This is a genomic window from uncultured Acidovorax sp. (assembly GCF_964021665.1).
Taxonomy (GTDB): Bacteria; Pseudomonadota; Gammaproteobacteria; order Burkholderiales; family Burkholderiaceae_C; genus Acidovorax; species Acidovorax temperans.
The window spans coordinates 1-17,508 of record NZ_CAXIAK010000075.1; the positions used below are offsets into that span (position 1 = coordinate 1).

General features: G+C 64.3%; 12 protein-coding genes, 1 tRNA gene and 5 pseudogenes. 7 read left to right on the forward strand and 11 right to left on the reverse strand.

What is annotated here, in order from left to right; all coding sequences use genetic code 11:
• Nucleotides 1-528, reverse strand: a 528-nt coding sequence (locus AADJ04_RS14005; protein WP_341239998.1) for an IS630 family transposase, incomplete at its 3' end; no start/stop codon positions are given.
• 103 nt (nt 529-631) lie between these two features.
• On the opposite strand from AADJ04_RS14005, the pseudogene AADJ04_RS14010 reads away from it, so the two are divergent.
• Nucleotides 632-900: pseudogene (locus tag AADJ04_RS14010) on the forward strand (IS110 family transposase); the annotation flags it as partial.
• Between the two features lie 133 nt (nt 901-1,033).
• Here AADJ04_RS14010 and AADJ04_RS14015 read toward each other — a convergent pair.
• Nucleotides 1,034-1,463 (reverse strand): annotated as a pseudogene (locus tag AADJ04_RS14015) (IS66 family transposase); the annotation flags it as partial.
• Between the two features lie 139 nt (nt 1,464-1,602).
• On the opposite strand from AADJ04_RS14015, the gene AADJ04_RS14020 reads away from it, so the two are divergent.
• Together AADJ04_RS14020 and AADJ04_RS14025 are read left to right on the forward strand one after the other, a co-directional pair.
• Nucleotides 1,603-2,511 (forward strand): LysR family transcriptional regulator, encoded by a 909-nt coding sequence (locus tag AADJ04_RS14020; protein WP_341239990.1) that lies wholly within the window; start codon nt 1,603-1,605, stop codon nt 2,509-2,511.
• 179 nt (nt 2,512-2,690) lie between these two features.
• A pseudogene (locus AADJ04_RS14025) lies at nt 2,691-3,209 on the forward strand (substrate-binding domain-containing protein); the annotation flags it as partial.
• Nucleotide 3,210: 1 nt separating this feature from the next.
• Here AADJ04_RS14025 and AADJ04_RS14030 read toward each other — a convergent pair.
• The 3 genes and pseudogenes from AADJ04_RS14030 to AADJ04_RS14040 form a co-directional block, all read right to left on the reverse strand.
• A pseudogene (locus tag AADJ04_RS14030) lies at nt 3,211-4,110 on the reverse strand (integrase arm-type DNA-binding domain-containing protein); the annotation flags it as partial.
• Nucleotides 4,111-4,348: 238 nt separating this feature from the next.
• Nucleotides 4,349-4,422, reverse strand: a tRNA-Gly gene (locus tag AADJ04_RS14035).
• 66 nt (nt 4,423-4,488) lie between these two features.
• Nucleotides 4,489-5,979 carry an NAD-dependent succinate-semialdehyde dehydrogenase gene (locus AADJ04_RS14040; protein WP_341239991.1) on the reverse strand — a complete coding sequence of 497 codons (1,491 nt, stop codon included), beginning with the start codon at nt 5,977-5,979 and terminating at the stop codon, nt 4,489-4,491.
• Between the two features lie 369 nt (nt 5,980-6,348).
• Here AADJ04_RS14040 and alaS point away from each other — a divergent pair, with 369 nt between their 5' ends.
• The 3 genes from alaS (at nt 6,349) to AADJ04_RS14055 (ending at nt 10,487) form a co-directional block, all read left to right on the forward strand.
• Nucleotides 6,349-8,970 carry an alanine--tRNA ligase gene (gene alaS / locus AADJ04_RS14045; protein ID WP_341239992.1) on the forward strand — a complete coding sequence of 874 codons (2,622 nt, stop codon included), beginning with the start codon at nt 6,349-6,351 and terminating at the stop codon, nt 8,968-8,970.
• A gap of 161 nt (nt 8,971-9,131) precedes the next feature.
• Nucleotides 9,132-9,896: a 2OG-Fe dioxygenase family protein gene (locus AADJ04_RS14050; RefSeq protein ID WP_341239993.1), complete on the forward strand. Its 765-nt coding sequence runs from the start codon at nt 9,132-9,134 to the stop codon at nt 9,894-9,896.
• Between the two features lie 153 nt (nt 9,897-10,049).
• Entirely contained in the window at nt 10,050-10,487 is a 438-nt protein-coding gene (locus AADJ04_RS14055; RefSeq protein WP_066696042.1) for a universal stress protein, read from the forward strand.
• A 219-nt stretch (nt 10,488-10,706) separates the two neighbouring features.
• Here AADJ04_RS14055 and AADJ04_RS14060 read toward each other — a convergent pair whose 3' ends face one another.
• The 4 genes from AADJ04_RS14060 to AADJ04_RS14075 form a co-directional block, all read right to left on the reverse strand.
• Entirely contained in the window at nt 10,707-11,690 is a 984-nt protein-coding gene (locus AADJ04_RS14060; protein ID WP_066696044.1) for a tripartite tricarboxylate transporter substrate binding protein, read from the reverse strand.
• 167 nt (nt 11,691-11,857) lie between these two features.
• Nucleotides 11,858-13,042 carry a beta-ketothiolase BktB gene (bktB, locus tag AADJ04_RS14065; protein ID WP_341239994.1) on the reverse strand — a complete coding sequence of 395 codons (1,185 nt, stop codon included), beginning with the start codon at nt 13,040-13,042 and terminating at the stop codon, nt 11,858-11,860.
• Nucleotides 13,043-13,135: 93 nt separating this feature from the next.
• Nucleotides 13,136-13,897 carry an SDR family NAD(P)-dependent oxidoreductase gene (locus AADJ04_RS14070; protein ID WP_341239995.1) on the reverse strand — a complete coding sequence of 254 codons (762 nt, stop codon included), beginning with the start codon at nt 13,895-13,897 and terminating at the stop codon, nt 13,136-13,138.
• A 29-nt stretch (nt 13,898-13,926) separates the two neighbouring features.
• The gene (locus AADJ04_RS14075) at nt 13,927-14,091 is read right to left on the reverse strand and encodes a hypothetical protein (RefSeq protein WP_261659808.1); all 165 of its coding nucleotides are present in this window, start codon (nt 14,089-14,091) and stop codon (nt 13,927-13,929) included.
• Between the two features lie 55 nt (nt 14,092-14,146).
• On the opposite strand from AADJ04_RS14075, the pseudogene AADJ04_RS14080 reads away from it, so the two are divergent.
• Nucleotides 14,147-14,353 (forward strand): annotated as a pseudogene (locus tag AADJ04_RS14080) (EamA family transporter); the annotation flags it as partial.
• Between the two features lie 72 nt (nt 14,354-14,425).
• Here AADJ04_RS14080 and AADJ04_RS14085 read toward each other — a convergent pair.
• Both AADJ04_RS14085 and AADJ04_RS14090 read right to left on the reverse strand, forming a co-directional pair.
• Nucleotides 14,426-15,076: an RluA family pseudouridine synthase gene (locus AADJ04_RS14085; RefSeq protein WP_341239996.1), complete on the reverse strand. Its 651-nt coding sequence runs from the start codon at nt 15,074-15,076 to the stop codon at nt 14,426-14,428.
• Nucleotides 15,060-17,249: an ATP-binding protein gene (locus AADJ04_RS14090; RefSeq protein WP_341239997.1), complete on the reverse strand. Its 2,190-nt coding sequence runs from the start codon at nt 17,247-17,249 to the stop codon at nt 15,060-15,062. The genes AADJ04_RS14085 and AADJ04_RS14090 overlap by 17 nt, the downstream gene beginning before the upstream one ends.
• Between the last annotated feature and the right edge of the window lie 259 nt (nt 17,250-17,508).

The window sequence follows — 17,508 nt, forward strand, 5'->3', positions numbered from 1 at the left end:
CACGCACAACACCATCGCCTTCAGTGGCGGGTCCATATACAGGCCGACAACGTCTCGGACCTTTTCGACAAAAAACGGATCACTGGAGAGTTTGAACGTCTCCTGGCGGTGCGGCTGCAAACCGAAAGCCCGCCAGATTCGACTCACAGCCGTCTGTGACATGCCCATTGCGCGGGCCATGGTGCGGCTACTCCAGTGAGTCGCGCCAACTGGCACAGACTCCAGCGTCTTGGCGATCACTGCATCGACGCGCTCATCTTCAATCGTGCGCGGAGCGCCAGGGCGCGGCGCATCCAGCAAACCCTCCAAGCGCAGTTCAACAAAACGGCCCCGCCACTTGGAAACCGTCTGCTGCGTGACCCGCTGGCGCGCTGCCACCACTTTGTTGTCCAGGCCCTCAGCGCACGCGAGCACGATGCGCGCGCGCAGGGCCAAGGCCTGCGCGGTCTTACGGCGCTTGGCCAACGCAATCAACTGCTCTCGCTCCGTTGCGCTCAACACCAATGGAGTCTTTGGTCTTCCGCTCATGGCCACCTCGTCGTGTAACACCCTACACGAATGATTGCCATCAGGGAAAATAATTCAATGAATTTTTAACTCAGGACACTAGGTGCATGCGGTGGATGCGCGCGTGGTGGTTGCCAAGGCGCTGGCCGCTGACAAGTTTGCGGCCTGGTGCGTGGAGCTGCCTCCCGGCTGCCTGGTGGCCCTGGAGGCCTGCGGCGGTGCGCATCACTGGGCACGCAAGCTGCGCGGCTATGGGCTGGTGCGCGGCCGATTGCAGGCCACTTTGTCACGCCCTACCGCATGGCCGGCAAGGGACGCAAGAACGGTGCGGCCGATGCCGCAGCGATCTGCGAGGCGGCAACCCGCCCGCACATGCGCTTCGTGCCGGTGAAGCCGCCGGCGCAGACGCTGCTGGCCAGCCATCAGCTACGCAAACCTCCCGATTCACTCACGCAGCTTATTCCTGCTTGCCTAGGGACGACCATGTAAGCGGCAGATGGTCGGAGTCCTTTGCGACCAGCACCTAAGCGAGCAGCCCGGAGGTGGGGATGCCCTTGGCGATGATCTCCGCCGGGACCGGCGCCTGGGTCAGCGTTCGGCACCTATGCGCAGGTCCACTTGCCGCGGATGTGGCACTCGACCGTGAACACGCCCGGCGTGTAGTCCAGCTTCTCGATGATGCGCTTGAGCGCACAGCCGCACGCGCAGCGGGTGTTCTCGGGCTCGTGGTGGCAGTCCACGCGCGGCAGGTCCGCCGGCAAGGTGGTGCGCTTAGGCATCGCGCCAGGCGTAGCCGGCGGCTTCTTCTTGCCCAGCAGTTCCTGGAGCTGCGCCTCAGCCGCGGCAAGGTCGGCGTCCAGAGCCTCGTCGAACAGCGCGCGTTGTTCGGCACCGAGCTGCTCGCTCTTCTTGCCGAACTTCAGGCGTCGCAGCTGGGCGATCTCGAACGAGAGCTTCGCCGTAGGCGCTGACATGGGCGAAAAGCATCCGAGCATCACCCCCCAGGATGGCTCTCATCTCGATACAGAGGTGAATCCTCCGCACTATTCGGCTCCCTACGATGATATGGACTGATCACATCGGCAGGGAGAAAGCATGAACTTACGCCATCTTCGCTGCTTCATCGCCGTAGCAGAGGTACTGCACTTCGGCCGGGCTGCTCGACGGCTGCACATCGAACAGTCTCCACTGTCGCGCACGATCCGCCAGATGGAGGCGGATTTAGGGGTGCCGCTGCTCAACCGCTTGCCACGCAGTGTTCGTCTCACACCGGCGGGACAGGTCTTCCTCGAAGAAGCCCGGCGCGTACTGCTGGCCTTCGAGCAAGCGCAGACCAAGGCACGCGCCGCAGCGAACCAGCGGAACACGCTGCGCATCGCACTATCTGGTGACATGGGGCAGGCCCGCTTGTCGGCGTTGCTTGCGCTTTGCCGCGAGGAGGCACCACAGGTCGGCATTCGGATATTTGAAACGCCACTGGCGCAGTTGGTGACTGGACTGCGCAACGACTTGTATGACGCAGGTTTTGCATTGGCTGGTGAAATGGACGCCGGCATCGTCGCCATGCCGGTGTGGCGAGACCCGCTGGTGGTGGCTTTGCCCGCCAGGCATCCGCTGCTGGCTTTCAAGGAAGTGCCGCTGGAGGAAGTGCCGAGCTATCCTCTGGTGCTGTGCGATCCCCAGGTCTGCGAAGGTTGCAGCCGGCAGCGCGAACGGCTGCTCCGCACGGTGGATGCGCAGCCGACGGTAGCCGAGTACGTCAAGACCCATTCCCTGATGCTGGCCCTCGTGGCCGCCGGCTACGGCGTGGGCTTTTCGAGCGCGGCGCATCTGGCGGGTTGCCATCAGGCCGATGTCGTCGTGCGGCCGCTGGCCGACGAGACCGCTTCGCTGACGACCTATCTACTGCGACCCGAAGGCGAAATCATGGAGCCGCTGCGGCAGTTCATCGACCGCGTGGAGCGTGTCGGACGCCCGCAAGGCACCGATCAACGCCCGATGTGACGCGGGGATTTTGGACGGTACGATTCCCGTTCGGTCTGGACCTTGACCCGCATTGCATCGGCGGCCGACCTTTTGCGTCACGGGCATGGATGGCGAATCGGGCCTATCCACCCGGCATCAAGCAAGGCACCTTCAAGCTGTCGAGGTCACAGCAGTGACGCAGAACGCATGAGCCCTTGCTGGATGCGAGCGATGCCTCCACTGAAATCCGGGTGGCTGTGCTCGGCGAGTGGGTGCCTTCACCGCTTGCCGACTTGCTGGCGTTGCAGCGCGCCGAAGAGCCAGAGACCGCCACCGCCTTGATCGGATGCAGCGCCACAGCGCTGGCGCAGGAACTGCCGCACGATAACTTTGACTTGGCCCTGTCCACAGCCGCCTGGGAGTGGCCAGGCTGGGTGTGCGAGCCGTTGTGGCATGACACGCTGGCAGTCGCCGTCGCCAAGCGCTCGCACCTGCTGTCCTACCGTGAAGTGGCTCGCCAAGAGCTGCTCAAGCAGCCGGTGATCTGCGCGCAGTCAACGGCCGACGAGCCGTGGCGCGCGGTGGCGCATGGCCTGGTCGAGGATGCACCGCAGGGCCATGAGCAGACCGTCAGCACCTTCGACATGGCGATGACGCTCGTCTCGGCGGGCTACGGCATTGCCGTCGCACCCGCCGCGAGACTGACCTGCTACCTGCGTCGCGGCATCGCCGCGCGATGGCCTGCACCGACAGCGGCACGATGTAGGGTGGAATGTCCTTGGGCAACTGGCGCTTTCTGCGCATGTCCACCTGGAGCTGCTTCACGACCTCGGGCGGGATGATCCAGAGGCCCCGATCGAGGTCGAACTGATCCGGCGTCGCCAGGCGCAGCTCGCCCGTGCGCACGCCGGTGAATAGCAGCAGCCGCAGACCGAGCTGGGTCTGCAGCCGGCCACGATACTTGCGCAGGCGCTGCAACAGCTTCGGCAACTCGGCCATGCGCAGGAACGGGTTGTGGTTCACCGGGGGCAGCGGCAGCGCCACCACGTCGAGGTCGGAAGCCGGGTTCTGCTCCAGGCCCGGCACGACCACCAGCGCGTAGCGGAACATCTGGTTGAACCACGTCCTGACTTTCTCGGCGAAGGAGAGCGCCTTGCGCCGCTCGATCCTGGCGATCACTTCCAGCAGGTCAGGGCGTTTGATGTCGTAGATCGAGCGCTTGCCCAGCAAGGGCAGCACATCCTTGGCGAAGACGCGAGGGAGGATCGAGAGGGTGGTCTGCCGGCCCTTCTTGAGGCCGAGTTCGCGGTGGGCAAGCCACTTCTTGTAGATCGCCTCGAAGGTGTTTTCACCGGCGAGTTTGACCGCGGCGCGCTTTTGCTCGCGGTGAAGGCGCGGGTTGATGTCCTTAGCCACCAAGGCGCGCGCCTCGTCACGCAGGGCGCGTGCCTCACGAAGGGACACCTCGGGATAGGTGCCCAGCGACATGCGCTTGGGCTCCTTCATCCAGTAGTAACGGAAGTGCCAGCTCTTGCTGCCCGTGGCCGTCACGGCCAGGGAGAGACCATCGATGTCTGGAAGTGTGTAGGCCTTGCCGGTGGCTTTGGCTTGGCGGACCACCAAGTCTGAGAGTGCCATGCTCTAGCTCCTGAACATGAGTCAGGAACCAGATGCTTAACCCATCGACCTCAGCGCCCTAGCAACAATCCGGAAGCCGTCGTGCCCGCAAAAATGGACACAAAAATGGACATAAACGTCGTGGCTTCAGGTGGATTTCCGTGGAGCCCACTGGAACATCGAGATGTCGAAAACTCAACCAGAATCAACGACTTACGATGCTTCTTGGACTTTCTCAGAATTCCCTGGAACGATGCAGTGGAGCGGGTGAAGGGAATCGAACCCTCGTATGAAGCTTGGGAAGCTGCCGTTCTACCATTGAACTACACCCGCACAGCCGCGCATTATAGGCATGTCCTGCGCGCTTTAAGGGGCGCTGGCGCGCCCTGCGCGGGGTGGTCACTTCTGAATGTCGCCAAGGCACAGGTACTTGATTTCCACGTAGTCATCCATGCCGTAGTGTGAGCCTTCGCGGCCCAGGCCGGACTGCTTGACGCCGCCGAAGGGAACATGTTCGGTGGCCAGAATGCCCACATTGATGCCCACCATGCCGTATTCCAGTGCTTCGCCCACGCGGAAGATGCGGCCCACGTCGCGGCTGTAGAAGTAGCTGGCCAGGCCAAACTCGGTGTTATTGGCAGCATCAATCGCTTCCTGCTCGGTCTTGAATTTGAAGACAGGGGCGAAGGGGCCAAAGGTTTCTTCGCGGGCGCACAGCATGTCGGGCGTGGCGTTGGCCACCACGGTGGGCTCGAAGAACTGGCCTGAGCCCAGGGTCTTCAGGCGCTGGCCGCCGGCCACCACTTGACCGCCCTTGGCCAGGGCGTCGTCCAGGTGGCGCTGCACCTTTTCCAGCGCGGCTTCCTCGATCAGCGGTCCCTGGTTCACGCCGTCTTCAAAGCCGTTGCCCACCTTCGCAGTCTTCACCTTGGCGGCAAACTTGGCCACGAACTCGTCGTACACGCCTTCCTGTACATAAAAGCGGTTGGTGCACACGCAGGTCTGGCCCGCGTTGCGGTACTTGCTGGCAAAGGCGCCTTCCACGGCGCTGTCCACATCGGCATCGTCGAACACGATGAACGGCGCGTTGCCGCCCAGTTCCAGCGACATCTTCTTGACCGTGGGGGCCGACTGCGCCATCAGGATGCGGCCCACCTCGGTGCTGCCGGTGAAGCTGATGTGGCGCACCACGTCGCTTGCGCACAGCACCTTGCCAATGGCGATGGAGTTGGCGCTGTCGGCCGTGAGGATGTTGAGCACACCTGCAGGAATGCCCGCGCGCATGGCCAACTCGCCTGCGGCCAGGGCGGTGAGGGGCGTGAGTTCAGCAGGCTTGATGACCACGGGGCAGCCGGCGGCCAGCGCGGGCGCGACCTTGCGGGTGATCATGGCCAGCGGGAAGTTCCATGGCGTGATGGCGGCGCACACGCCAATCGGCTGCTTGAGCACCAGCAGGCGGCGGTTGTTGTCGAACTGGGGCAGCGTCTCGCCGTTGACCCGCTTGGCTTCTTCGGCAAACCACTCGACAAAGCTGGCGCCGTAGGCCACTTCGCCCTTGGCTTCGGGGAAGGGCTTGCCTTGCTCGGCGGTCATGATGCGCGCCAGGTCGTCCTGGTGGGCCATGAGCAGGTCAAACCATTTGCGCAGGATGACACTGCGTTCTTTGGCCGTCTTGGTCTTCCAGGGGGCCCAGGCGGCGTTGGCGGCGGCGATGGCGGCTTCGGCGTCTGCCGGGCCGAGGTTGGCCACGTCGGCCAGCTTCAGACCGGTGGCCGGGTCGTTCACGTCAAAACGGCTGCTGCCGCCCAGCCACTGGCCGTTGATCAGGGCAGCGGTCTTGAGCAAGCTGGGGTCTTTCAACTGGGCGAGGGGAGTGCTTTGGATGTCCATGTTTGCCTCGTATCGTTGTTTGATGTTTTGCGGCTTAAAAGCAGGAGCGTAGCACCGCGAACGCCTTTGTGCTGCATGACAAGTTCTTCTGAATATGCTGTGGCTCAGGGCTTGCCATGCCCGGTATGCGCCTGGCCAGGCTGCAAGCATCAGCAATGCGCCCGGTGTAACCACGGTACCCGTGCGTTGATGGTCGGCCCGCCCCCACATAGCTGGATGCTGGACATGGAAAACTTCTACAGGCAGGGCGGCGTGAGGCACTGCGGTGGGCCACCGCCAGAATCCGCTTGAAACCCCCTAAAATGCCCAGTTCGCCTGCTTTTTGCAGTGCAATCCTGCCGCAGCATTCTTGTTCGTGAAGAAGAGCCCATGACCCCCACATTCACCGTTGCCGATATCCGCAAGACCTTCCTGGATTTCTTTGCCTCCAAGGGCCACACCATCGTGGCGTCGTCGTCGCTGGTGCCGGGCAACGACCCCACGTTGATGTTCACTAATTCGGGCATGGTGCAGTTCAAGGACGTGTTCCTGGGAACCGACAAGCGCTCCTACAACCGCGCTGTGTCGGTGCAAGCCTGCCTGCGTGCCGGCGGCAAGCACAACGACCTGGAAAACGTGGGCTACACCGCGCGCCACCACACCTTCTTCGAAATGCTGGGCAACTGGTCGTTTGGCGACTATTTCAAGCGCGAGTCGCTGAAGTGGGCCTGGGAGCTTTTGACCGAGGTCTACAAGCTGCCGCCCGAGCGCCTGCTGGCCACGGTATACCAGGAAGACGATGAGGCCTACGACATCTGGACCAAGGAAATCGGCCTGCCGCCCGAGCGCGTGATCCGCATTGGCGACAACAAGGGCGGCCGCTACAAGTCCGACAACTTCTGGATGATGGCGGACACCGGCCCCTGCGGCCCTTGCTCCGAGATCTTTTACGACCATGGCCCCGAAATTCCTGGCGGCCCTCCGGGCAGCCCTGAAGAAGACGGCGACCGCTTCATCGAGATCTGGAACAACGTGTTCATGCAGTTCGACATGAAGGAAGACGGCTCTGTGGTGCCGCTGCCTGCGCCCTGCGTGGACACCGGCATGGGCCTGGAGCGCCTGGCTGCCATCTTGCAGCATGTGCACAGCAACTACGAAATCGACATCTTCGACCAGCTCATCAAGGCCGCAGGCCGCGAGACCGGCGTGACCGACCTGGACAACAAGAGCCTGCGCGTGATTGCTGACCACATCCGCGCTACCGCCTTCCTGGTGAGCGACGGCGTGATCCCCAGCAACGAAGGCCGCGGCTACGTGCAGCGCCGCATCGTGCGTCGCGCTATCCGCCACGGCTACAAGCTGGGCAAGAAGACACCGTTCTTCCACAAGCTGGTGGCCGACCTGGTGCGCCTGATGGGCGACGCCTATCCCGCTATCCGCGAGCAAGAGCAGCGCATCACCGACGTGCTCAAGACTGAGGAAGAGCGCTTCTTTGAAACGCTGGCCAACGGCATGGAAATTCTGGACGCGGCCCTGGACGGCGGTGCCAAGGTGCTGCCCGGCGAAGTGGCCTTCAAGCTGCACGACACCTATGGCTTCCCGCTCGATTTGACCAACGACGTGTGCCGCGAGCGCGACGTGGAAGTGGACGAGGCTGGCTTCAAGACCGCCATGGAAAAGCAGAAGGCCCAGGCCCGCGCTGCCGGCAAGTTCAAGATGGACAAGGCGCTGGAATACACCGGCGCTGCCAACCAGTTCACCGGTTATGAGCATCTTGCAGAAACTGCAAAAATCGTAGCAATCTACGTAGACGGGACAAGCGCTGCAGCCCTGAAGGCCGGTCAAAACGGCGTGGTGGTGCTGGACACGACTCCGTTCTACGCAGAAAGCGGCGGCCAGGTGGGCGACGAAGGCGTGATCACCAGCGGCTCGGCACGTTTTGCGGTGCGCGACACCCTCAAGATCAAGGCCGATGTGTTCGGCCACCACGGCACGCTGGAAGAAGGCACCCTGAACGTGGGCGACACCGTGCAGGCCCAGGTCAACACGGCCGTGCGTGCTGCCACCATGCGCAACCACTCGGTCACGCACATCATGCACAAGGCCCTGCGCGAAGTGCTGGGCAGCCATGTGCAGCAAAAGGGCAGCCTGGTGAATGCCGACCGCACCCGCTTTGACTTTGCCCACAACGCTCCCCTCACCGACGCCGAGATCCGCGAGATTGAACGCCGCGTGAACGAAGAAATTCTGGCCAACACCGCCACCGATGCGCGTGTGATGGACATTGAATCCGCCCAGAAGACCGGCGCCATGATGCTGTTTGGCGAAAAGTACGGCGAGACCGTGCGCGTGCTCGACATTGGCACCAGCCGCGAGCTGTGCGGCGGCACCCACGTGCAGCGCACGGGCGATATCGGCCTGTTCAAGGTGGTGGCCGAAGGCGGCGTGGCCGCTGGTGTGCGCCGTATTGAGGCCGTGACGGGTGCCAATGCGCTGGCCTACCTGCAAAGCCTGGAAGACACCGTGAACCAGGCTGCTGGCGCGCTCAAGTCCCCCGTGGCCGAGCTGAATGCCCGCATCGCGCAAGCGCTGGAAAACGCCCGCACGCTCGAAAAAGAAGTGGCAGCCCTCAAGGGCAAGCTGGCTTCTGCCCAGGGCGACGAGTTGCTGACCCAGGCTGTGGACGTGAAGGGCCTGAAGGTGCTGGCCGCGGCACTGCCTGGCGCGGACGCCAAGACCCTGCGCGACACCATGGACAAGCTCAAGGACAAGCTCAAGACCGCCGCCATCGTGCTGGCCGCGGTGGACGGCGACAAGGTGCAACTGGCTGCAGGCGTCACGGCCGACAGCGTTGGCAAGGTCAAGGCCGGTGAGCTGGTGAACTTTGTGGCCCAGCAAGTGGGCGGCAAGGGCGGCGGCAAGCCCGACATGGCCATGGCAGGCGGTACAGATGCCAGCAAGGTTCCTGCGGCTCTGGCATCGGTGCAAGCCTGGGTGGCAGAGCGCGTGTAACCACGGCGTTTGCCCCTGGCACGGCGCTGAGCCGTGTTCCTCAACAAAGCCGCTTCCCCGCACGGGCAAGCGGCTTTTTTGTTGATCTGCCTTGTGCCGGGTGTGGCTTGCGCTGCAGCTCGCCCTGGCAGGCCCGCGCTGCGGTTAAGCTCGGCAGCTCTATGAGCCAAATCACTTTTTCACCGCCTTTTGTTCGTCCTTCCCAGGTGTCTGAGCAACTGCGCAGTGCCGGTTACGCGGTGCTGGCCCCCGCCGATGTGGCCGCCTGGGCTGGATGCGACTTGCAAGCCTTGATGGCGCTGAATGCCGACTGGAGTGGCTTGCCGCCCGATGAATTTCTGAAAGACGGTGGGCGCTACCGGCGCAGGCGCCACTCGTGCTTTGTGGTGACGGGCGAGGAGGTGCAACAGGTGCCGCATCGACCCCACTGGCAGCCGGTGGAGTACAACGCTTTGCATGGGGGTATGCAGCGCTTGTTTGCCCCCATGCAGGATGCGACGGTGGCAAACCCTGTATGGAAGCAGCTGTTGCGCGCTTTGGCGGGTGTGTCTGGCGAAGTCTTTGCCCATGCCTCAGGTGCTGAGCCTTGGTACCTGGAAGCGCACCAGTTCCGCATCGACACCAGGGATGGCATTGGCCGCCCGACGCCGGAAGGCGCGCACCGCGATGGTGTGGATCTGGTAGCCGTGTTCCTGGTGGGGCGCCACGCCGTCAAAGGCGGTGAAACCCGTGTTTTCGAAGCAGACGGCCCCAGCGGCGTGCGCTTTACCCTGGCCGAGCCCTGGTCCTTGCTGCTGCTGGATGACGCGCGCATGATCCACGAAACCACGCCAATCCAACCCCTGGCCGAAGGTGGCTACCGTGACACACTGGTCGTCACCTGTCGGCGTGGCAATTTTCAGGGCGCCGATGTGCTGGGGGCGTGAGCCTCTGGTTTATAAACACCCGAGCCTGATCAGAACGCCACGCAATGAACCGCCCAGATTTGATGCGAATCAAGTCGCTGAAGGCGGTGCGGGGTCACACTCTGGCTTGTATTCGGGCCACCGCCTGATTTCCACTACCTAAGGAGCAACACCATGTTCAAGCACATCCTGGTTCCCATCGACGGTTCCGAAACCTCCATGCTCGCCGTATCCAAGGCGACTGCCCTGGCCAAGACTTTCGGCAGCGTCGTGACGGCACTGTACGTGGTGGACCCTTATCCCTTCACCGGCGTGGGCGCTGATTTTGCCTATGGCCAATCGCAGTACCTGAGCGCCGCCACGGCGGAAGCCAACACAGCCCTGGACGCAGCGCGCAAGGCCATGACCGAAGCGGGCGTTTCCGTGACCACCGTGGTGGGCGAAGGCCACGCAGTGCACGACGGCATCGTGCGCGCGCTGGAAAGCACTGGCGCTGACCTGATCGTGATGGGCTCGCACGGCCGCCGTGGCCTCGAAAAGCTCGTGCTGGGCAGCGTCACGCAACGCGTGCTGGGCCTGGTTCACGTGCCTGTGCTGGTGGTGCGCGACTGACCCGTCAAATCACTTCATGCAGAGCATGCACCACCACGTGTGCAGCATGTTTTGGAAAACAAAATGGCTCCAATCTGGAGCCATTTTTCATTGGATATCTCGGACACTGCGCCTGCCGTAGAGCAAGCGCGTTCCCAACCAATGCACCCGTGGAACTGGCTTTGCCAGGCCACCGGGTGCGTCTCCCTTCAGGGGGAAGGCGCAAAGCGCCTCAGGGGGTTACTCAATCTTCGCGCCAGAGGCCTCGACGATGCCCTTCCACTGCGTGTATTCCTTCTTGAGCAAGGTGCCCAGCTGCGCGGGCGACATGGCTTCAGGCTCCGCGCCTTGGGCCTGGATGGCCGCCTTCATGTCGGCGGTGGCCAGCAGCTTGTTGATTTCTGCGTTGACGGTGGTGACTACCGCAGCAGGCGTGCCAGCGGGGGCAAACACACCGTACCAGGTGCTCACATCAAAGTCTTTGAAGCCAGATTCGGCCACGGTGGGCACATCGGGCAGCGACGAGCTGCGCTTGGCAGAGGTAACGGCCAGCGGACGCAGCTTGCCTGCCTTGATCTGACCCATGGCCGATGGCAGCGAAGACACGAGCAAGTCCACATTGCCTGCCAGCGCGTCCATCAGCGCGGGGTTGGAGCCCTTGTAGGGGATGTGGCTGAGCTTGACTCCGGCGGCCTGTTCAAACAGGTGGCCCGCCAGGTGGATGGAGGTGCCATTGCCTGGAGAGCCGTAGGTGATGGTGCCCGGCGCTGCCTTGGCGCCATTCACCACGTCGGCCAGCGTCTTGTATTTGCTGTTGACGCTGGTGGCGATCACCACGGGGGTGTAGGCCACGTGCGCCACGGGCGTCAGGTCTTTGGTGGGATCCCAGCTCAGGTTCTTGTACAGCCAGGGGCCGATGACGAGGTTGTCCTTCTGGCCCATCACCAGGTCGTAGCCGGTGGGGGCTGCCTTGACTGCTTCACCGATGCCGATGGTGCCGCCAGCGCCCGCCTTGTTGTCAGCCACCACGGTCCACTTGGCGCCTTCGGTGAGCTTGGTGGCCACCAGGCGCGAGAGGATGTCGGTGCCGCCGCCGGGAGGGAAGGGCACGATCAGGCGGATGGGCTTGGTGGGGTAGGCGGCCGCTGGAGCGGGGGCCTGGGCGTATGCAGTGGTGCCCAGGGCCAGTGCCAGGGTGGAGAAGGAAAGCAGTTTGCGAATCATGGTCGGTGATGTCTCGGAAATTGTGGGGAAAGGCAGCTGCGCAAGGTGCTGCCTGGCGTGCGGGTACGGTGCCGGCACGGGGGTCGATGATCACTGATCACCGGCCCGTGGGGCCTTGCCGATCCAGGATGGCGGCATCGCCACGGGCGATGCTGCCGCCGGGGCGATCACAGGCGTTCAAAAATCGCCGCAATGCCTTGGCCGCCGCCAATGCACATGGTCACCAGCGCATAGCGGCCCTGGATGCGTTGCAGTTCATGGATGGCTTTGACAGTGATGAGCGCGCCCGTGGCACCGATGGGGTGGCCCAGCGAGATGCCCGAGCCGTTGGGGTTGACCTTGGCGGGGTCCAGGCCCAGGTCCTTGGTCACAGCGCAGGCCTGGGCTGCGAAGGCTTCGTTGGCTTCGATCACATCCAGATCGTTGACGGTGAGACCCGCCTTTTTCAATGCCAGCTGGGTAGCAGGCACGGGGCCAATGCCCATGTACTTGGGGTCCACGCCCGCGTGGGCGTAGGCCACCAGGCGTGCCAGGGGCTTCGCGCCGCGTGCTTTGGCCGCGGCTGCGTCCATCAGCACCACCGCAGCGGCGGCGTCGTTGATGCCCGAGGCGTTGCCTGCCGTCACCGTGCCGTTTTCCTTCACGAACACGGGCTTGAGCTTGGCCATGTCGTCCATGGTGGCGCCGGGGCGGAAGTGCTCATCGGTGGCGTATTGCACATCGCCCTTTTTGCTCTTCAGGGTGACGGGGACGATCTGGTCCTTGAAGTAGCCGGCCTGCGTTGCGCGTTCAGCACGGTTGTGGCTTTCCACCGCCAGGCGGTCCTGGTCTTCGCGGGTGATGCCCCACTTGGCGGCAATGTTCTCGGCCGTTACGCCCATGTGGATGGTGTGGAAGGGGTCGTGCAGCGCGCCGATCATCATGTCCACCATCTTGGTGTCACCCATGCGGGCGCCCCAGCGCATGTTCAGGCTGGCGAAGGGCGCGCGGCTCATCACCTCCGCACCTGCGCCAATGGTCACATCGGCGTCACCGAGCTGAATGGCTTGCGCGGCCGACACGATGGCCTGCAGGCCCGAGCCGCACAGGCGGTTCACGTTGAACGCAGGCGTGCCTTCGGCGCAGCCGCCGTTGATGGCCGCCACGCGCGAGAGGTACATGTCCTTGGGTTCGGTGTTCACCACATGGCCGAACACCACGTGGCCTACATCCTTGCCTTCCACGCTGGCGCGCGCCAGCGATTCCTTGACGACCAGCGCGCCCAGTTCGGTGGGAGGCACATCCTTGAGGCTGCCGCCAAAGGTGCCAATGGCCGTGCGCACTGCGCTGACGACGACGACTTCACGGGTCATGGGAAAGTCCTTTCAGATCAACTTGGAACCAAATAGGCCGCCAGCGCTTGATGGATAAGCGCTAGCAGCTATGAAAAGATGAGCAAATCATGCTCAGGCATCGCGCACATCAGCCACGGGGTTGGTGCCGAAGTCTGCGCGCTCCAGCCAGGCGAGCACGCGGGTAGCGGCGTCGGCAGGCGAGGTGAGCTGGCCACCCGTCTTGAGGTTGGCGAAATTCTGGCGGTCCGGGAAGGCGGCCGGGTCGGCGCCGCGCAGCTGGACCTGCATGTCGGTGTCGATCACACCGGGAGCCAGTGAGCATACCTTGGCCCCATGGGGCTTGATGGCTTCGTCCAGCGCCACGCAGCGCGTGAAATGGTCCATGCCCGCCTTGGCAGCGCCGTAGGCGGCCTGCGAGGCCATGGCCCGGCGGCCCAGGCCCGAGGAAATGTTGAGCACCTTGCGGGGCACAGTCCAGCTTTCGGTGGCCGCCAAAAATGCGGCGGTCAGCAGCATCGGCGCCTCCAGCCCCACGCGCAGCGCGTTGGCCAGGTCGGCCGCGTCGCTGGCAGACAGCGGCGCAATGCGCGGGATCACGCCAGCGTTGTTGATCAGCGTGGCGCTGGCAAACGCTTGCGGGCCCCGGGCATTCAGCCACGCCTGCAGCTGGTGCGCCGCCTGCTCGCCTTGCGACAGGTCTTGCTGCCATTGCTCCAGCGTGACGCCAGCGGCCTTGGCTTCCAGCGCCAGGTCGGGGTTGGCACTGCGGGCAATGCAGATCAGGGTGTTGCCACTTTTGAGCAGCTGCTGGGCCATGGCCAGGCCCATGCCGCGCGAGGCGCCGGTGAGGATGGTGAGGTGGTTTTGAGGCATCCCACCATGTTACTGCGCTGGGCGCAGGATCACTGCTCCTCTGGGGACTCCAGCGCCGCCAGCAGCAGCGCCAGCTTGTGGTCCAGCGCCGCCAGGTCGGCCGCCTTCAGGGCGGAAAGAATGCGGTGCTCGTTGGCCACATGGGCTTCCACCGCACGGTCGATCAGCGCCAGCCTTGGGAGCGTGAGTTGCACCAGTGAGCTGCTGGAAACGGCCGGGTTGTGTAATAGCGCCCGCCAGGGCTGGTTGTTATGGTGTCGCGGCATTGCACGGTTGCCGTCGGTGGCGGTGTCATCGCTGGGGTTGCTCAGCCCCGTCACGGCCGTGTTGCTGGGTTGGGTGCTGCTGGGGCAGGCCATGACGGGCGTTTCGCTGGTGGGCATGCTGGTGGTGCTGGCCAGCATTCTGGCGGTGCAGTGGGCCATGTCGCGTGCAGCGCTGCCAGCGGTGCGCTGAATGCACGGCTTTGAATGCTATTAAAAGTATAGCTGGTAGCGCTTGCTGGTTGTGCGCTAGCGGCCGATTTTCTTAAAAATCAGCGGCCCACTCCAGCGCCAGCGGCTCCCCGTTGCTGGGGTGCGCAAAGGCCAGGTGGCTGGCGTGCAGCAGCAGCCGGGGGGCAAGGGCCTGCACCTCTGCGGGTGCATACAGCGCATCCCCCAGGATGGGGTGGCCCACAGCTGCCATGTGCACGCGCAGCTGGTGCGTGCGGCCGGTGACGGGTTCCAGTTCGATGCGTGAGGTGCCGTTGGCAGGGTGGTGGCCCAGCAGGCGCCAGCGGGTCAGGCTGGGCTTGCCGTGTGCGGGGTCGATGACGCGCAGAGGGCGCCTTTCCCAGTCGGCAGCGATGGGTAGATTGATCTCGTTCCATGCGCCTTCCTGCGCCGCCAGCAGGCCCCACACCACCGCCTGGTAGCGCTTGTGCACCTGCCGCTCGGCAAAGGCATGGCTCAGGCGGCGCTGGGCGTCGATGTGCCTTGCCATCAGCACCAGGCCTGAGGTGGCTTGGTCCAGCCGGTGCACGATGAGTGCGCCCGGCCAGTGTTGCTGGGCGCGTGCGCTCAGGCAGTCTTGCTTGCCGGGGCCGCGCCCGGGCACGCACAGCAAGCCTGCGGGCTTTTGCAGCACCAGCAGGTCGGCGTCTTCATGCACCGCCTGCACATCAGCCAGCAACGTCATCCCCGGCTATCAGTCGCTGCACGGTGGCGCACAGCTCTTCCACATCGTTGGGCTTGTGAATCAGCGCGCGTGCGCCTTCTGCGATGGCGGCCTGTTCAATTTCAGCCGTGACGTAGCCAGAGGCCAGGGCCACCGGCAGATCGGGGCGGATCAGGCGCGCCTCGCGCACCAAATCCACGCCACAAAAACCGGGCATGTTGTAGTCGGTCACCAGCAGGTCGTAGTGGTGCGGTGCTTCGCGCAGCGCGGCCGTGGCCTCATGGGGGTCGGTGAAACCGCTCACGTCATAACCCCTGCGGCGCAGCAGGCGCTGCACCAGGAAGACCAGCGCCTGGTCGTCGTCCACGTACATGACGTGCGGCTTTTGGCGGGTGGCGGTGGGCGCGGCTGCGGGTGCCTGGGCAGGCGCGGCGGGCAGGGCGGCCACCGCCGTGCTGCTGGCGGTGACTTGAGCGGTAGCGACCGGAAAGTACAGCGTGAACCGGCTGCCTTGCCCCGGCACACTTTGCACATCAATGCCGCCTTCGTGGGTACGCATCACCCCATGCACCACGGCCAGGCCCAGGCCCGTGCCCTGGCCCACAGGCTTGGTGGTGAAAAAGGGCTCGAAGATGCGTTCCAAGGTTGCCGCGTCCATGCCTGGGCCGCTGTCGTGCACCGTCAGGGCCACATAGTCGCCGGGGGCCAGGCCCAGGCGCTCGCTCAGGCGCTGGTCGGGGTGCACCAGTGCGGCTTCCACCAGAATGCTGCCGCGTTCACTGCCCTGGCCTTGAATGGCATGGACGGCGTTGGTGCACAGGTTCAGCACCGCCTGCTCCACCTGGGTGGCATCGGCCAGCACCGGCGGCAGGCCCGGCTGCAGCTGCATGTGCAGCTCAATGGCGGGGGGCAGGGTCACGCGCAGCAGGCGCTCGGTGTCGTGCACCACTTCGGCCAGCGACACGGCGGTGCGCTGCGGTGGCTCGTTGCGGCTGAAGGTAAGGATCTGCCGCACCAGGTCGCGTGCGCGGCGGCCTGCCTTGTCGATTTCAAGCAGGCTCTCCAGCACGGGTGAGCCGGGGGCGCAGTCGGCCTTGGCCAGTTCCACGTTGCCGAGGATGGCGCCCAGGATGTTGTTGAAGTCGTGCGCAATGCCGCCCGCCATGGTGCCCACGGCCTGCATCTTGTGCGATTCGCGCAACTGCGCTTCCAGCTCGCTGCGGTGCGCCTCGGCCTTCTTGCGGCCGGTGAGGTCGCGGGCGAACACGGTGGTGGTTTCGCCTTCGGCATGGCGCTCGAAAGACACGCTCACCTCCACCGCCAGCTCTTTGGCGCTGGCGGTACAGGCCGTCATTTCGCCCAGCATGGCCTGGGTGGTGAGCTGCGCAAACGCCAGCGCCTGCCCCGCCGCAGGCAAAAAACGCTCCAGCGGGCTGCCCAGTGCGTCTTGCGCGCTGCACTGGAACAGCGCCGCCGCAGTCGGGTTGAACACGGTGATGAGGCCGTTCTGGTCCACGCAGATGATGGCGTCGAGCGCGGAGTTGATGACGGCTTCCAGCCGCTTTTCGCTGGCGTGTAGCTGCTCGTTGCGCTGTTGCAGCGCTTGCGCGCTTTGCTGTAGCGCGTGGCGCTCGGCCAGCAGGGGGCCCTGGTCGATGACCGCGCACAAAAACTGCAGCTGCATCGGGCCGTCGCCCTGGTGGTCTTCAATGCGGGCGATGTGCAAGTCGCCGGTGATGCGGATGTGTGGCGCGATGGTGAACACCACTTCGGTCACCTCGCTGTGCCCCTGGGTACGCGCCTGTGCAAAGGCCTCCTGCACGCGGGGGGCGTCGGTGTCTGACACGAACGGCATCAGCGCGGTCAGGGGGCGGTCGCGCTCGGTGGGCTGAAACGAGCGGTGCGCCATCGAATTGGCCTGCACCACCATGTCGTATTCGTCCACCACCATCAGCGCCAGCGGCACGCTGGCAAACAGGGTTTCAAACCGCTCAGACGCGCTCTCCGCCACCGTCTGGCTGTAGCGCAGCACCTTGTTCTGGCTTTCCAGCTCGGCCTGGTAGGCGCGCAGCTCGGCAATCAGCGCTGCCACCGCGCCCTTGGGGCGGTCGGCCCGGCGGCGCTCCACCGGCACGGGTGAATCGCCACTGCCTGGCTCAGCGTTCATCAAAAAGGAGAGGTCCGGTTGGCTCATGAATGCGTGGCGCGACAAATTGCTGCGATGGGCGCGGGGCTTGATGGGGCAGTGTGCGGCTTAGAACAGATTCTTAGAGAATGCGAGCCGATACAGCCTGCGCAGCGCCATACCGGTGCGACGCCATTTCACTGCCTCTGTACCCTGAAAAATGCCAGTGGAAGTGCATCGTGCCACCAGCCCAGGTGGGGCCATCAACGGCCAGCCGGTAGTGAGCACAAGGTTGGCGCCGCTCGTGAGGTGTGAGCAAGGAGTGCCA

Coding starts and splice junctions, on each gene's coding strand:
- AADJ04_RS14020 (WP_341239990.1), top strand. CDS start 1,603: ATGAACTTACGCCATCTTCGCTGCTTCATCGCCGTAGCAGAGGTACTG.
- AADJ04_RS14040 (WP_341239991.1), bottom strand. CDS start 5,979: ATGGACATCCAAAGCACTCCCCTCGCCCAGTTGAAAGACCCCAGCTTG.
- alaS (WP_341239992.1), top strand. CDS start 6,349: ATGACCCCCACATTCACCGTTGCCGATATCCGCAAGACCTTCCTGGAT.
- AADJ04_RS14050 (WP_341239993.1), top strand. CDS start 9,132: ATGAGCCAAATCACTTTTTCACCGCCTTTTGTTCGTCCTTCCCAGGTG.
- AADJ04_RS14055 (WP_066696042.1), top strand. CDS start 10,050: ATGTTCAAGCACATCCTGGTTCCCATCGACGGTTCCGAAACCTCCATG.
- AADJ04_RS14060 (WP_066696044.1), bottom strand. CDS start 11,690: ATGATTCGCAAACTGCTTTCCTTCTCCACCCTGGCACTGGCCCTGGGC.
- bktB (WP_341239994.1), bottom strand. CDS start 13,042: ATGACCCGTGAAGTCGTCGTCGTCAGCGCAGTGCGCACGGCCATTGGC.
- AADJ04_RS14070 (WP_341239995.1), bottom strand. CDS start 13,897: ATGCCTCAAAACCACCTCACCATCCTCACCGGCGCCTCGCGCGGCATG.
- AADJ04_RS14085 (WP_341239996.1), bottom strand. CDS start 15,076: ATGACGTTGCTGGCTGATGTGCAGGCGGTGCATGAAGACGCCGACCTG.
- AADJ04_RS14090 (WP_341239997.1), bottom strand. CDS start 17,249: ATGAGCCAACCGGACCTCTCCTTTTTGATGAACGCTGAGCCAGGCAGT.